Here is a 16,280-nt window from a genome sequence, read left to right on the forward strand (position 1 = left end):
GTATTATAAAAATTTCAAGAAGGAGGTAAAAACAAAACTATTTGTTTTATTGCAGTTGCCTTAATGTCAGTAAATTATTTTACAAGTGACATGAGGACCATTTATTTTGTTATGTGAAGGGGGTGCATAGTAAATAAACATTAAATAATCTCTTTTTAAAAAATACATTTGGAAAAATAGGAGGATATAATGAAGTATAAAATAGTATGTCTACTGACAATTGCATCCATGATTATTGGAAGCATGGCAACTACTACATATGCAGTATCTGCAGCTGATGGAAACATCAATAACGGGAAGAAATTTGTTCAAAAAAAGGACAATCTTCCAGACCCATTAACAACCAAACAACTTGATTTAAGAGAGAAAGCAGTGAAAGCAAAACTTAATGGTAAAGCATTAGGTAAAACTCATGAAGTTGCCAAAGGCCAGTATGTTGAGCTGGAAAGAGAAGGTGAAGGAGCAATATGGACAGTCTTAGGCGAATTTGCAGATTTTCCGCACAACAATATAACAGAACCTGATCGTAAAGTAGATAATACAACAATCTGGGAACCTGATTTCAGCAGGGATTATTTTTATGATTTGCTTTTCAGCGAAGAACCCGGTGCAAACTCCATGCGAAACTATTACATTGAACAATCTTCTAATCGTTACGCAGTCTATGGTGATGTTACAGATTGGATTAAGGTACCAAATAATGCTGCATATTACGATGACAATCCTGACTCAAATGTATGGCTTTTCCTGGAAGATACAGTAAATGGCTGGTATCAAGAACAGCTTGACGCAGGCATGTCTCCTGACAAGATAAATGAGTACCTAAAACAGTATGATGTAAGAGACCGTTACGATTACGATGGCGACGGAGATTTTGACGAACCTGATGGTTATATTGATACATTCCAGTCAGTGCATGCAGGCGAAGGTGAAGAAGCCGGCGGCGGAACTTTAGGTGATGATGCTATATGGAGCCACAGCTGGTATGCTTACAGTAATCTGATTGGTAAAGAAGGACCTTCTTTCAATATGTTAGGCGGCATCCAGATTGGCGATAGTGATTACTGGGTTGGTAAATATACAATTCAACCTGAAAATGGAGGAGTTGGAGTTTTTACACACGAATATGGCCATGACCTGGGTTTGCCTGATCTTTATGACACTTCAGGTGGTGAGAATGGTACAGGTTTCTGGACTCTTATGTCTTCAGGCTCATGGATGAGCGATGGAACAAAGGATATCGGTTCTAAGCCAAGCCACATGGGAGCCTGGGAAAAGTTGCAGTTTGGATGGTTAAATTATGAAGTAACTAAAGCAAGTAAAAAACCAATGTCATTCAAATTAGGCCCAATGGAATTCAATACAAAGCAACCACAGGCTTTGTTCGTGGTTTTGCCGGAGAAGTCTGTGACCACTGTTATCAGTGAACCATATGCTGGCTCAAATTTCTACTACAGTGGATCTGGTGATGACCTGGATAACTTTATGACTAAGCAAATTGACGTCACTTCCGGTACAGCCATATCTGCAATGGTGAACTACGACATAGAAGAAGATTGGGACTATGCTTATCTTGTAGTCTCTACAGATGGTGGTGCAACTTGGACAAATATAGAGACAAATCTTTCAACTGATGATGACCCAAATGGCCAAAACTATGGTAATGGCATCACAGGCACTTCGAATAAATGGGTTGAATTAACTGCTGATATTTCAGCTTATGAAGGACCGATAACTCTTGGTTTCCGCTACTGGACTGATGGAGCTTCTGGCGGAGTAGGCTTCATGGTAGACGACATCAGTATCAAAGGCTTTCCAATAGATGGTGCTGAAACTGAAACTGATGAAGGCTGGAAATTTGATGGTTTTAAAGTGACTACCGGAACAGAATCCGGACTTTTCAGCAATTATTATATAGCTGAATACCGTACTTACAAAGGTTATGACTCCACGCTTAAAGTAGGTCCATACAACTTTGGTTTTTTAGATAATAAACTTCTGGCAAACTGGGCTGAACATTTTGCTTATCAAGATGGTTTACTCATAAATTATTGGGATACTTCTCAAAGCGATAATGCTACAGCTGATCACCCAGGACATGGTTTAGTTCTGCCAATTGATGCTCATTACCAGGCGCTGAAACGTGTTGATGGTAAAATTTGGCGTAACCGCATCCAGACATATGACTCCACATTCACTACAACTGCAACAGACGGAATTCCGGATTTGCATTTAAATAGTATATTATCACCTGTTAAAAGTCTACCGGCAGTAAATGTATTTGATGATAGTATACTGCACTATGATGAAACCAATCCACAAGGAAGTGTAATTCATCCAAATACCGGCACAATTATTGAGATTCGTTCAATGGATTCTAACGGTTTCATTCAAATACAGGTACATTCAGCAAAATCAAGCAAAAATAAATAATAACCAACTTGTTTCGTAATACCACGGGTTCAGTTTTGTTTATTTGTAATAAATGAAACTGAACCTGAAATTTGAATCTACTAATATTATTGTTTAATTTTTAGGGCTCATTTTTTCCTTCAAATTTTTTTGTTTTTATTTCATTAAAAATATTATTTCCTTGATTTTCATTTAATTGTATATTTGTATTCATTCCTATTAACTTCTTTAGCTGTAATATTTCGTTTATTAATAAATTGAAATCTTCTTTAGTTATTGGTTTTTTATTTTCATTTAGTTCATACCCTAATTGGCCGCTAACTTCGATTGTGGCATATTTTACATCTTCAATAGATGATATTCCGGATTGTCTTAATCGTGTTTCAAGTCTATCAACTGACATTCTAAGATTTCTTAAGTTTTTTGTATTTAATTTACCATCTTCAATAACAATTTTTGCCTTACCAGTAGATATGGTTTCTAAAAGGTCAAACTTCATCTCTAAGTATTCAGTTATTACCATCAGTACTGTTATTATTAATCCAACAGCTAAGGTACGTAATATATCTTTTCCAGCCACGGGCTGAATCAATAATGAACCAATTCCTACCATCACAACTACCTGAGTAATTGTCATCTGAGATATGGATTTTCTTCCTCCTATCCTTAAAATTAATCTGCCTCCATAAAATATAATGATCGTCTGCCAAATCCAATTTAAATTATTCATTTAATCATCTCCTAATATTAAATTAATCTGAAATTTTGTACAAGAATATACCTTAATTATTCTACATATTTTAAAAATTATAACATGCATTACAAGTCAATTTTATCTAGTAGTTAAAAATGAATTATTCAAAGTATATTTTTGAAAATATTATTAAAAATATAAAGGTAAACAATATAACTAAAGGAGAAAATATATGGGTATTGTTACAAACAAAACTGATAAAATGCAATCTTGCATTGATGCTTGTGCTAAATGTTCTCAGGCTTGTTATGAATGTTTTAATGCTTGTTTAAATGAACCCGACTTAAATGCGAGGAAAAACTGCGTCAGTATGTTGGTAGAGTGTGCTATGATGTGTCAAATGTCAGTGGCTACTATGTCAATGAATGGACATTTTTCAAGTGAACATTGCCAGATTTGTGCTAAAATATGTGATAAATGTGCTGAAGAATGTGCAATGTTTAAAGATGATCATTGTAAAAAATGTGCAGACATTTGTCGTATGTGTGCTGAAGAATGCAGGAAAATGGCAAATATTCATTCCATGGTTTAGTAAACATAGAAAAAAACTTCTGATTTTTTCAGGAGTTTTTCTATATGTTTTTAATTTTTCCTGTTAAAATTGAGTTTATGGCTTCCTTTATTTCCTGGTAGCTTGTGCACCTGCATAAATTAGATTGGAGCCACTGTTCTGTTATATATTCATCTGCATCCAAATGCTGTGTAGCTAAAGAATGACACACCATTAAAAATCCTGATGTACAAAATCCACATTGAAATCCCCATTTTTCTACAAATGCTTTTTGAATAGGTGCATTTTTAAGACCTTCAATTGTTGTTATTTTATGTCCGATCATTTCAACAGTCAAAGTCAAACAGGACTTTATAGGCCATCCATCAACAATAACAGTGCATGCTCCACAATCTCCATTCTCACAGCCAGGCTTCGCACCTGTAAGATTTAATTCATTTCGAAGAGTATAAAGCAATGTATCAGAAGGATTCACTGCGACTTTTCTTTTTTCATCGTTCACATCAAGTTCTATGATGCTTGTGTCTAATATTTTAAACATATTACACCTCGTTTAACATTTTAAAAGTATTTTCAAGGGTATTTTTGAGCACAAATTTTCTATATTCTGATGATCCTTCAGCGTCATATAATATTGAAGATGATACTTGCTCAATAATTTGGCCTATTATATTTTTATGATTTATTCCCTCATCGTTAATATAATTTTCTATTTCTTTATTTCTGAATGGATATGAATATAATCCGCTGAATGCGATTCTGATTTTATTATCCTTTTTTAGTGCTGCCACTGTCATAAGCGGATAAGCAATTTTATCGCTTTTAGTTTTTTTAACGTGAACATATGGCAGTGAAAAATATCTTTCATCTATTATTAGATTGACTAATATTTCCCCGGGTAATAGATTCAGTTTTTTATCAAATATTTGATTAAATTGAACTTCTCGCCTGCCATTTTTACCGAAAATTACAACGATGCTGTCGCAAAGCATCAGGGGAAGCGATGTTTCTTTGTATATTATTGTTCCGCACAAATTGCCTCCTATGGTTAATTTGCACTGAACTGTGTGATCGGCTATTCGTGCTGCAGTTTTGTCAAGGAGAGGAAACATTTTTGATTCGGATATCTGGCTAAGTGTTACTGCACTGCCGATGTTTAATTTATTGTCCTTCATTTCCATAGTACAACATTCAGGAATTCCTTTAATATCAATGACAGCACTCATATGAATATTATTTGCTCTTGCCATTGTTATAATTTCAGTTCCACCGCTGTAATACATGGGATTCTTGCCCTGTAAACTTAGTTCATTAAATGTTTGGAAGGCTTCTTCTAATGTGTCAACCTTATAATATTCAAATTTAGTAGGTATCATTTTTACCTCCTGTTTTTTTCTTCCAAATATATTCCGGTGTTATTGGAAGTTTATCAACATCTATATCGGCTGCCAAGGATATGGCATTGCCAAGTGCACTGGGAATTCCTATGATGCCGTGTTCTGCTATTCCCCTTGCACCATAAGGTGCTGACAAATCAGGTGTTTCTATGAAATCAACAACATATTCGGGATTTTCTCCGTATCTCATCATCTTATATGTTCTAAAGCTTGTAGTTTGCATGATGGCATTTTCATCATATAAAAATTCTTCTCTGCTTCCTATGCCGAGCCCCATGCTCATGCCGCCCATTAAGAGACCCATTGCCGATTTTGGATTTAAGAGTTTTCCTACATCAATTACAGTTGCAGCTTTAACAAATCTATACGTATAATCGGTTTTATCAAATTCAATTTCAACCCCTTGAGCTCCCAGTGTCCAGGTCGGACCTGCTTTACCTGTTCCAGTGGCAGGGTCGAGATGTGTAAGTCTGCTCATAACAAAACTGCCTCTTCCAAAAATATGACCGCCCACAGTATTTCCATTGTCATATTGGAATCCATAAACTAAATCCTTAAAAGACATGTATGTTGTTGGATCTTCGTTTAAAAATACCCGCATGTTGCCAACATCTAAATCTTCCGGAGAACATTTGAGAGCAACAGCAGCAGCTTTTTTTAATTGCATGATTAAGTCCTCTGCAGCTCTTAACACTGCACTTCCAGCCATATAAGTGCTCATGCTCGCAACAGTCTTCCAATGTGTAGGGCTTGTTTGTGTGTTTACATTCATAATTACATTGATTTTGCTTACAGGCATTTTCATTTTTTCCGCAAGAATTTGAGCCAGTGTTGTTTTTGAACCAGGACCTATTTCAACAACTCCGCAGTTTACATTTATGCTTCCGTCAGAATTAAAAGTTAACAAAACACCTGAGGATGCATCAGTAGGTGAAACAGATGTTTTCCAAAAACAACTGATGCCTTTAGTTCTGACTTTTCCATTGTCTAGTTCAATTTTATTTCCTTCCTGCCAGTTCATGATCTGTTTAAGTTTCTCTAAACATAAAACAAGATCGCCCGTATTGCTTTTGGTGATTTTCACCTGTGTTGGCGAAGTTGAGCCTACAGTTATTGCATTGATAACTCTTAATTGGATAGGGTCCATATTTAATTTCAATGCTAATTTATCCAACATTCTTTCTAAACAAAAAGCGTGGCTCGCATGACTAAATCCTCTAAATGATGTGGAATATGTATGATTTGTATAAATGCTCATTGCATCACATGACAAATTTTCTATACTGTATGGTCCTGAGCAATCCACTGCAATTGCTTTTGCTAAACGTGGAGATATGTTGGAATAAGCTCCACTATCAACTAAATAAGTCATTTCCGCTGCCTTTATTTTTCCAATGTTGTCAGCTCCAAGTTTAATTTTTACTTCAGCACCCATTTTACATGGTGAAGTGGAAATATCCTCTTCACGGCTGTTTGAAATTTTTACCGGTCTTCCATCAACAGATTTTGAAGCAAGATATGCCAATATTTCTAATTGAACATTTGCTTTACCGCCAAAAGCACCTCCTACAAGGGGTGTATTCACAATAACTTTGCCTTCTTCCAATTTGAAATATTTGCTGATATATTGTTTTACTGTAAAAGGGGTTTGTGTTGAAGTGTCTATTAGAACTGTTCCATCCGTTAAAATTTCAGCCATTGCATTTCTTGTTTCCAAGGCAGCATGGTCTGCCTGCGGCTCAGTAAAGCTTCCTTCCACAATGATGTTGCTCTCCTGCCAGCCCTTATTCATATCACCTTTTCTTACTTTTACTATGTGAGAAATATTAGTATTTTTTTGCGGATATATATATTTAGATTCAAATTTATAATCAGCTAAATTCTCGTGAATCAATGCAGCATTTTCTTTTATTGCTTCAGAAACAGTATTTATAACAGTAAGTGGTTCGTATTCTACTTTTATTAAGTTTACTGCTCGCATTGCAGTTTGCTCGCAGTCAGCAACTACTAAAGCAACCGTCTCTCCGTAGTATCTGACTTTTTCCTTTGCAATGGGAGGCATGTCATCAATTAGTTCTCCAAATAAAATTTCACAATCATATCCTGTTAAAACAGATTTAACTCCAGGTTCTTTTAATGCTTCGGAAACATTAATGGATTTAATTTTAGCATGGGCATATGTGCTGCATAACATCTTTGCATGAAAAATATTTTTCACAATTTCATCTGCATTATATTTTGCTGCACCTGTTACTTTATCCCATGCTTCTTTTTTTATAATGCTATTGCCTAAAACCGTCAATTCACATCCTCCTATTTTATTAAGATATAATCACCGCAATTTAGTTGTGAAACATTGGCTTTCATGGCTTTTGCGATATCCCTGCACAATATTTTTTGTTCATCAACGTCATTTGCTATTAGTGTTAATGGATTGCCTCCATGAACTCTTTCTTTATTTAAAGTAATGTATGCAATTATTTCTGCTTTTTCTTTTGACATGACAATTTCTCCTTAAGCTTTTAATTATTTATCTTCAAGCGGACTTTTCATTAGTTCAGGATTCTTTTTAACATTTTCTAAAATTGGTGTTTGTTTTATTGTATCAACAAAGGCTCCTTCATCTCTTATTATTGGAACTATTGCTAAAGCAATTTTACCTGTACTAAATTGTTTCCTGATGAAGTTATATCTTTTAACACCAAGCCTTCTGCAAACTTCAAAAAGAATTGCCTGTCTTTGACCATAATTATCTAGAGTGATGCGGAAGTGCTCTTTTTTGGGAATTATTACAGCACCAATACCTTCTGATTGAACTAATTTTCTTGAATTATCAGTTCCTAATAAATTTGTAACAAATATATTATCTACATATAATTCAGAATTTCTAACTTCAATTTTGCCTATTTTAACTTCTGCAAGATCTCCGACATTATGTCCTTTTGAAAATCTTCTTAAAATTAAAAATGTTATTGTACCGGCTATTACACCAACTATAATATTTACCCAAATTATTGGACTGTTAACGGCATGCATGGTTATTCCAGTGGTTAAAGATACTAATAGAGCAAAATAATTTCTTGCTTCATATGTTTTTGAAATACCATCAATGTAAGCATTACCTCTTTTAGCATATTCAGTAGTATCAACATCTTTTAAACTTTCCTTTTCCAATTTTCTAATGTCCCTAAAATGCTGTATCCCCAATGTTAAAAAAGTAATAGCTGAATAATTCTTAGTTATAAAAGCAGGAACGACAACAGCCCCTAAACCAGCTGCAACTATGCCTGAAACTAAATTTAACAAATAACCATTCGGATAACTCGGGTATTGCCTATAATCCTGTATTATGGTTAATATTCTTGCTAAACTGCCCATAACTACAGCAGTACCAATGAAGATAAGCTGCTGCTGTGAAATAATTTCTTCTTTCATTATGGCCTCCAATTTAATTATCGTGTATTATTTCGTTTATAATTTTTGATAAGCAATCATCCCTATGCGGAAGTTTTCATGGATGATGAACACAGTAATATTGTTATGTACAAGGGTTGATTTATACCTGGAAAAATTACATTGACTTTCTTATTATCTTATTTTTTGCCTTTAATTATTCAAAAAAATATTATAAAGTCAGCAATATAAATGCCTTCATGTAAAATATGAAAAGAAAAAGTTTTTATTGTACAATTGGTTAGAATAAATTGTTTCGCTAAAATATACTGCTAATAATCATATTTTTTTTGCAGAAACTATTTTATGTAAATAACATATAAAACTTACGAATAAAAGGAGCAAAAATGGTAAATATTAGTGAAAATATTCCTAACATCAAAAATTCAAATTCAATAGATCAGTCAGAAATTCAAAATGCTAAACAAAACATGAACTCTGCAGGAAGCAAAACTAAGATTTTAGGTGCTGAATTAACTTCAAATATTTCAGAATCAGCAAGCCTAGGAATGACCAATTCTGTTCTTAGCTTAAATAGTTCTACATCTGTAGGAATTAATGAATTGCAAAGTGCTAAAAATGCAGTTCATAAAAGTGGTAAACAGGGGTTATTATAATAGCCTGACTAAATAATAATAATTAAAAAATCACTTAGAGCACATCTTTAATACTCTAAGTGATTTCTTGTGAAATTATTAATAATTTATTCAGCGAAGCTCATGTATTTATTCTACAGTAACTGATTTTGCCAGGTTTCTTGGCTTATCTATATCACAGCCACGAAGGAGTGCCGCATAGTATGCAAGATATTGTGCCGGAATGATTGTTGCCAGGGGCGAAAGCAGTTCATTTACGTCATCGATTACTATTTCGTCTGTTTCCTGACTCAATTTTCTCATTGATATTACAAGTGTTGCTGCTCCTCTGGCCTTAACTTCCTTTATGTTGCTTCTTGTGTTAAGGTTGATGTTCTCCTGTGTAATAACTGCCACTACAGGAGTGTTGTGCTCAATGAGAGCTATGGTTCCGTGCTTTAATTCTCCTGCTGCAAATCCCTCTGTCTGAATGTAGGAAATTTCCTTGAGTTTCAATGAAGCTTCCAGACATACGAAGTAATCCATGCTTCTTCCTATATAAAAACAGTTTCTGCTGTCTTTAAGATATTTTTCAGCCAATAATTTGTAATTGTCCTTGTCATCGCACAGTGTTTCCATGGAATATGCAATTTTTCCAAGTTCCTTGAATATATTGATGTCAATTTTGTTGTCAACTACTGCAGCAAGTATTGCAAGAACAGCAATTTGTGCTGTATATGCCTTTGTTGAAGCAACTGCTATTTCCGGTCCTGCGTACAAGAGAAGCGTGTTGTCTGATTCTCTTGACAATGTTGATCCTTTTACGTTTGTAAGAGTAAGTGTTTTGTAGCCCATTTGTTTTACCTTGACCAATACAGCCCTGCAGTCTGCTGTTTCACCGCTTTGTGAAATGAACATGAAAAGCGGTTTTTCAGTTAATAAAGGCATATTGTAAATAAACTCGCTTGCTATTACAACTTCAGTTGGTTTGCCTGCAATTTTTTCAAAGAACTGCTTTCCAATAAGTCCTGCATGGTAGCTTGTTCCGCATGCTATTATATAAAGTTTGTCGCAGTTTCTTATATCTTCAAGTATTTCAGGCTGTATTTTCATGTTTCCATTTTCATCGGAATACTCTGACATTATTTTTCTGATCACAAAAGGCTGTTCTTCAATTTCTTTCATCATGTAATGAGGGTATGTTCCCTTTTCTGTGTCTGAAGCATCTATGTCTGCCTTGTATGGCTCTCTTGTGATTTTGTTGCCGTAAATTGTGTATATTTCTATTGAATCTTTTGTAATTTTCAGAAATTCCTTGTCTTCAATTTCATAGAACAAGTTAGTATGATTTATCATTGCCATGGCATCGCTGCCCAGCATGTTAAATCCTTCGCCTTTTCCTGCCAATAAAGGAGTTTTGTTCTTTGCTGCATACAATGTGTTCATGTCATCACCGTCAAGTATTGCAAGGGCATATGAACCTTTAAGTTCACTCATTGTATGTCTTATGGCCAGTTCAACTGATTCTCCGTCATTGACGAACTTTTCAATAAGCTGCACAATCACCTCTGTGTCTGTGTCGCTTGTAAATTTAGTGTCTTTTAAATATTTTTGTCTCAATTCAACTTCATTTTCAATTATTCCATTGTGTACCAGCGTAAAGCGTTTTGAACTGCTCTGGTGAGGGTGTGAATTTATCTGGTTTGGCACACCGTGTGTCGCCCATCTTGTGTGCCCGATTCCAAGCATTCCTGTAACCTTGTTGTCCAGGCATTCTCTTAATTTTGCTATTCTGCCTTTTTCTTTGCATATATAGACGTTGCTGTCATGAGCAATTGCAATACCTGCTGAGTCATAACCCCTGTATTCCAATTTTTCCAGTCCGCCTAATATTATTTCCTTCACATCTTCATATCCGATATAACCTACTATTCCGCACATATCAATTCTCCATTCTTTTTTTAAATTAAAAACCAGGCTTGAAATAGAAATTTTCCAAGCTTTTATATGACTTTTGAACATGTCAAAAAAGTCAAATGATAAAATTACCATCATCACAATATTAATTATATTATGATTTTTTTGTTTTACTTCAATAAATTAATTGTGGGATTGTAAACCAGATTGATATTATTTCATTAAGATGTGAAAGTTATTGATTTCATTTTGTTTTGACAGTCACCCGTCATATTTGCTGAAACCATTTCGATGTAACCACACCGCAGAGCATCCGCCGAATATTCGATAACTCTGTCCTCGTCAACTTTAAAAGTTCTGGCGCTATAATACAATAATCAAAGTTTAACTTCCCTTTATTCTCCTTTCTACTAAATTTATTATTAATTTATGAAAATAAAAAAAATTAGTTACTTTATCTTTTTTATTTTATCACAAAACTAATAAATAGTACATGATTTTTTTGAAATAATATAAAATGCAAGTTTAATAGTTTCCAATAGTCGACCTTTTGTTCATTAATTTGCCATGTATTATATTAAATCTCGTGTCAATAATATGTTTAGAAAGTCAATCTTCAAATTGATTTTCAGAACAAATTTAATCTTGTAAATTAAAATTGACCTGCAATACATAAAACATAAATGTACTCAGGTTGATAGGGCCCGGGAAGTATAATTTACCAACTTAACAATATCTTACATGATTAAATTAAACACAACTGACAATAATAACACTACATCATTCATGAAAGGAGAAACAAAATTATGGCATCAAACAACAACAGCGGAAGCAACAATATAGTTGTTCCAGAAGCAAAACAAGCATTAAACCAAATGAAGGCTGAAATAGCTAATGAATTGGGATTAACTAACTATGAACAGGTAGACAAAGGTAACCTTACTGCTAGACAGAATGGTTATGTAGGCGGATACATGACTAAGAGACTGGTTGAGATGGCTCAGAGACAAATGAGCGGAACTTCAGGCATGGGCTCAACTAAATAAGTAAGAAAAAGAATAATGATATAAAATTGGTGAACAGGGTTACTGTTCACCAATTTTTTTACCAGTCTTTGTTTACAGGCATTTTCATGAGTCTTCCGTATCCGTTGAATGAATCCTCATAATGGTATACGTAATCAGTCTTAGGATCAAGGAATATGAGTCTTCCTTCTTTTTGTGCCTGGCTCCTTAGATATCCTGCTCCGGAAGGATAATCTGTTTCGATCTGGAACCAGGTGTATTCACCGCCGCCGTTATTTTTGTACATGTTGTAAAAATCCTCATACCTCGGCGATTCTGCTTCAGGATATCTGCTTGTGAGAGCAAAACCTCCGGGTTCTACGTAAACCTTGAGATTTATGGAACTGTGGGGCTGCACAACAGGAATTTTCAAATCAACAACCGGCATGAAAACTTCATAGATTGCTACTCCATCAATAATTCCTCCGGTCAGGTAATCAACCGTGTAACCGTTAAGTCCATAAATAAAATGGTTCCTGTATTCTGTTGATGTTATAGTACCTAAATTAGGATCATAATTGTACTTGTTAGTGTCGTTTGTGAGGAAAAGTCCTGTTGGGTCATATGATGTTGCATATATTCCATTTCTGTCAAGCCTGAACTGCACGTTTAAATCCAGTGTTCCCGGGACAGAAGGATAATCTGTATCATTTCTCACTTCAATTTCCACATAGGCAGGATTATACAAGTAATCAGGATTTAATTTCAAAAATGGAGCATTCACAGGGTTCTCATCTTTTTTGTTGTTTGCATTCTTAAATTCGTCCACAATGCCTGAAGCTGTTTTTTTTGTGATTTCGTCTGTTATTTCATTTGGCGGAATTCCTGCTTCTGTCAGTGCAACCTGTGTAAGGTATGCTATGTTGTCTTCAGCAAGCTTTTCAAAGTTAGGCAATGTTGGAGGTATTCCTACTGACATGAGCCCGTAATTAATCAGACCTTCCAAAGCCACCGCCAGGTATTCCCTGAATGCCTTAATTGGAAATACACTTACAACTGTTTCAATTAGTTTTTTCTTTATGGATTCATATTTTTGCTGAATATCAGCATAAATCTTTGCCAACGTAGAAACCAAATCAACAAAGAAACCTACAACACCGTCATAAAGTTCTTCATACCACGGCTTATCTTTTTCCTGAGGCTTAGGTATGTATACATTTCTGCCTTCAGGTATAACTCTGTGGATTGCAGCTTCATATTCAGGATAGCTGCCGTTTGGATACATCAACGCTTTGATATTGGGTGACAGTGTCTCTCCGCCATACTTCCATTTGTTGAATATCTCATGTGGTTCTGGTTCCCTGAAAACATAATAATGTGAAAGGTATTCCGGGTCTGCCCAGTCGATTGACTTGTATCCTGTAATCCTTACGCTTGGAATGGAATAATCGATTACAACAGTCTTGTCGTACTTGGAAGGAGGAACAGGAGGAGCAATTATTGTAACCGGTTTTCCAAACCCATACTGAACCTTAACAATATCAGAGTATATTGTCTTTTCCCTGCCGGGCTGTTCATCGTCAGCTATTGCTACTATCCTTACATTGTATTCTATGTACTGTTCAGCAGCCATCTGTGCGGGATCTTTCCCGAACTCCTTAAATGGCACCAATACTGACGGAGTATAATTTCCGCTGTAGAGTTCAGTTTTCTTGTATTCCTTTTCATAAACCAGATTGTTCTTATCAACATAAGTTTGTTCATCATCAAAATCTTCGTCATATACCTGCACTATTACTCTTGATGCATCTTCATCCAAATTGTTCAATTGGAAAAGTCTGGTTGTTGTTGAAGTCGGGTCAACGCTTACGTTATTGCCGTTTGACCAAGGGTCGTGAACCGGTTCATCTACAGTTTCAGCCTGGCTGCTTCCAAGACATGATTTCGGTGTCCACAGTTCAAATGCAGACTGCGTATTCTGAATTTTAGAAATAACTTTTTCGCCGAACAGCACTGCAATTCCTTTGCCTGGATCTCCAATTGGATTGCCTGATGTATCAACTGCAACTGCCCTCACATAGAATGTTTTCTGTGTCTGAGGAATTGGGTTTCTAACAAGCTTTAATGATTCAAGATAAACTTTTGCAAAATCTACTGAAAATTCTTTTGAACTGACTGCAGCTTCACCTGTCATTACAATTCCCGGCTGTGTTTTAAAATCGCTTTTATATCCTGAAAACTGAACTGCTGAAACCTGCCATACGACCTTTGCAGCTCCTGGCGCATTATTAAGCTTGAAAGAAAACCAGCGCACATTATCTCCATTCTTGTCTACGAAGGCTCCGAAGTCTGACTTGGTATAAACAGGCCCTTTAGCCCGCTCTTTTATTGGAGGCTGGTAATAGATTACCGGAAGATCCGGGAGTTCAATTTTAGGCGGATTTATAACCGGCGTATTTAAATCAGGTATTTCAGGCATTTGAGGTATATTGGGAACAATTACTGGATTTGACAATGCTGCATATATCTCAGAATACTTTATGGCCTTTCGATCTGATGAAAACACAGGCAGCTTGCTTGGTTTTCCTGATTGAGTTGAAACAAAAAGTTCTGTTCTCTCATCGAACTTCGGGAAGAAGACGTTGTTTGAAACCATTGTGAACTCATACTTTTTCTGAAAATCCTTTATAGGTGCCGGTCCTTCTACAACTGTCACAGTTCCTTTTTTTCCTGCTTCCTGTGAGGCTGCTGCAGTGCTGTATTTTTTATATGTACGCAGCAGAAGAACTATGGCCTGCTCTCTTGTTGTGTTTGACAGAGGATCTATGGTATCAGATGATACACCCTTCATTATTTCATTTTTGTATGCAAATTTCATTGCATCACTTGCCCAGGTTGCTATTTTCGATGCATCCTTGAACGGAAAATTTCCACTTGTATCCTTGTCAAGATTAAGTACACTCACAGTAAGTGACCTGTATATCATGACGCAGATTTCCTGCCTTGTGATGTATGCAGACGGAGAAAACATATCTGCAGCTGTTCCCTTGACAATTCCCAGCTTGTAAGCCTTTAATATTTCCTTATTGTCCGTGTCCTTGAAAATATTATCTGCTGCAACCGGCACTACACCTGTAAGCTTTTCATAAAGCTTTATAACTAAGGTACAGAATTCTTCACGAGTAATATTTTTGTTAAAACTGCTCATCACATTTGAATATGTGAGAGATAGCCCGTAAGCCTCTTTTATCTCCGGTTCCGCCCAAGCACTTTGGGTTCCGTCAAATTGGACGGAATCAATCTCACCAGAAGCCTGAAAAGGTGCTACAACATTCATGAACATTGAAATTAAAACAATAACAGCAGTAATGTGTTTAATTTGTGATTTCATGTTCTCACTCCTTTTATTATTTTCACATACTTTCTGCAGTTTTATTGAGTAATTTAATTATATTATAAACTTTACTCATGTCAATTTATATTTATGAAAGCTATCTTATAAAAGATTTTGCTAAAATGATGCTTTATGTCCGCCCGATTATTATGGAATAAATTCTATGTCTACAACCATTCCATTTTTATGATATGAGCATCACTTGTGTTAACAAAAAGAAAGACCAGTTGTTTAATTATACAACCGGTCATCATTAATATTACAATTATTCTTAATTATAATTTTCAAAAGAAATGAGTTTTAAAAATAATTTATAACCCAAGTGCTATAATTTTATTTAATTAAATAATGAAACAAAAGGTGAATGACATTGCCATTCACCTTTTTATTGCTTATTTATCTTCTTTGCCAGCTGCCTGTTTCAATTGTTCAATAAGAAGAGGAACTATTTTGAAAATGTCTCCCACTATTCCAACATCAGCCACATCAAATATAGGAGCTGATGCATCCTTGTTGATTGCTATGATGTAATCAGATTCTTCCATTCCGGCCAAGTGCTGTATTGCCCCGGAAATACCGCATGCAATGTACAGATTTGGTCTTACTGTCTTTCCTGTCTGTCCTACCTGTCTGTCTTTTGGAACCCATCCTGCATCAACTGCTGCTCTTGATGCTGAAATTGTTCCTCCAAGAAGTCCAGCCAGTTCTTCAAGCATTGGATAGTTTTCAGGACCGTGCATTCCTCTGCCGCCTGATACCAATACTTTTGCATCTTCTATATTCATTCTTTGCTGAATTATTTTTGTAATGTCAAGTATTTCAACATTTTTGCAGTCTGCAGGAATTTCTACCTTGTACTGCTC

At 35.4% G+C, this 16,280-nt stretch carries 14 protein-coding genes; 5 read left to right on the forward strand and 9 right to left on the reverse strand.

What is annotated here, in order from left to right:
* The first annotated feature begins 189 nt into the window (after nt 1-189).
* A complete protein-coding gene (locus LY60_RS09795) occupies nt 190-2,433 on the forward strand; it encodes an immune inhibitor A domain-containing protein (protein ID WP_145082891.1) in 2,244 nt (747 codons plus the stop codon).
* A gap of 100 nt (nt 2,434-2,533) precedes the next feature.
* Here the strand turns inward: LY60_RS09795 and LY60_RS09800 are convergent, their stop codons facing one another.
* Complete coding sequence (locus tag LY60_RS09800) at nt 2,534-3,142, reverse strand: DUF421 domain-containing protein (RefSeq protein WP_145082893.1); 609 nt, start codon at nt 3,140-3,142, stop codon at nt 2,534-2,536.
* 119 nt (nt 3,143-3,261) lie between these two features.
* Here LY60_RS09800 and LY60_RS18190 point away from each other — a divergent pair, with 119 nt between their 5' ends.
* Together LY60_RS18190 and LY60_RS09805 are read left to right on the forward strand one after the other, a co-directional pair.
* Complete coding sequence (locus LY60_RS18190) at nt 3,262-3,438, forward strand: hypothetical protein (protein ID WP_246145413.1); 177 nt, start codon at nt 3,262-3,264, stop codon at nt 3,436-3,438.
* Nucleotides 3,369-3,698 (forward strand): four-helix bundle copper-binding protein, encoded by a 330-nt coding sequence (locus tag LY60_RS09805; RefSeq protein ID WP_246145412.1) that lies wholly within the window; start codon nt 3,369-3,371, stop codon nt 3,696-3,698. The genes LY60_RS18190 and LY60_RS09805 overlap by 70 nt, the downstream gene beginning before the upstream one ends.
* Nucleotides 3,699-3,738: 40 nt before the next feature.
* On the opposite strand, the gene LY60_RS09810 is transcribed toward LY60_RS09805, so the two are convergent.
* From LY60_RS09810 to LY60_RS09830, 5 genes are read right to left on the reverse strand one after another with little or no spacing between them, the layout of a single operon-like run.
* Nucleotides 3,739-4,218, reverse strand: coding sequence for a (2Fe-2S)-binding protein (locus LY60_RS09810; protein ID WP_145082897.1), 480 nt, complete (start codon nt 4,216-4,218; stop codon nt 3,739-3,741).
* Between the two features lies 1 nt (nt 4,219).
* Nucleotides 4,220-5,053 carry an FAD binding domain-containing protein gene (locus LY60_RS09815; protein WP_145082899.1) on the reverse strand — a complete coding sequence of 278 codons (834 nt, stop codon included), beginning with the start codon at nt 5,051-5,053 and terminating at the stop codon, nt 4,220-4,222.
* A complete protein-coding gene (locus LY60_RS09820) occupies nt 5,040-7,376 on the reverse strand; it encodes a xanthine dehydrogenase family protein molybdopterin-binding subunit (RefSeq protein ID WP_145082901.1) in 2,337 nt (778 codons plus the stop codon). Before LY60_RS09820 ends, LY60_RS09815 begins: the two co-directional genes overlap by 14 nt.
* An 11-nt stretch (nt 7,377-7,387) precedes the next feature.
* A complete protein-coding gene (locus LY60_RS09825; RefSeq protein ID WP_145082903.1) occupies nt 7,388-7,576 on the reverse strand; it encodes a capping complex subunit for YIEGIA in 189 nt (62 codons plus the stop codon).
* A 24-nt stretch (nt 7,577-7,600) separates the two neighbouring features.
* Nucleotides 7,601-8,509 (reverse strand): YIEGIA domain-containing protein, encoded by a 909-nt coding sequence (locus LY60_RS09830; protein WP_145082904.1) that lies wholly within the window; start codon nt 8,507-8,509, stop codon nt 7,601-7,603.
* A 365-nt stretch (nt 8,510-8,874) separates the two neighbouring features.
* On the opposite strand from LY60_RS09830, the gene LY60_RS09835 reads away from it, so the two are divergent.
* Nucleotides 8,875-9,144 carry a hypothetical protein gene (locus tag LY60_RS09835; RefSeq protein ID WP_145082906.1) on the forward strand — a complete coding sequence of 90 codons (270 nt, stop codon included), beginning with the start codon at nt 8,875-8,877 and terminating at the stop codon, nt 9,142-9,144.
* A 108-nt stretch (nt 9,145-9,252) separates the two neighbouring features.
* On the opposite strand, the gene glmS is transcribed toward LY60_RS09835, so the two are convergent.
* Nucleotides 9,253-11,043, reverse strand: a complete 1,791-nt coding sequence (glmS, locus tag LY60_RS09840; protein ID WP_145082954.1) for a glutamine--fructose-6-phosphate transaminase (isomerizing) — start codon at nt 11,041-11,043, stop codon at nt 9,253-9,255.
* A 782-nt stretch (nt 11,044-11,825) separates the two neighbouring features.
* On the opposite strand from glmS, the gene LY60_RS09845 reads away from it, so the two are divergent.
* Nucleotides 11,826-12,065: an alpha/beta-type small acid-soluble spore protein gene (locus LY60_RS09845; protein WP_145082908.1), complete on the forward strand. Its 240-nt coding sequence runs from the start codon at nt 11,826-11,828 to the stop codon at nt 12,063-12,065.
* Between the two features lie 58 nt (nt 12,066-12,123).
* On the opposite strand, the gene LY60_RS09850 is transcribed toward LY60_RS09845, so the two are convergent.
* Both LY60_RS09850 and LY60_RS09855 read right to left on the reverse strand, forming a co-directional pair.
* Entirely contained in the window at nt 12,124-15,414 is a 3,291-nt protein-coding gene (locus LY60_RS09850) for an S-layer homology domain-containing protein (protein ID WP_145082910.1), read from the reverse strand.
* Nucleotides 15,415-15,809: 395 nt separating this feature from the next.
* Nucleotides 15,810-16,280: electron transfer flavoprotein subunit alpha/FixB family protein (locus tag LY60_RS09855; protein WP_145082912.1), on the reverse strand; the 471-nt coding region annotated here is incomplete at its 5' end.

Origin of the sequence: Sedimentibacter saalensis, from assembly GCF_007830175.1 — a bacterium.
Taxonomy (GTDB): domain Bacteria; phylum Bacillota; class Clostridia; order Tissierellales; family Sedimentibacteraceae; genus Sedimentibacter; species Sedimentibacter saalensis.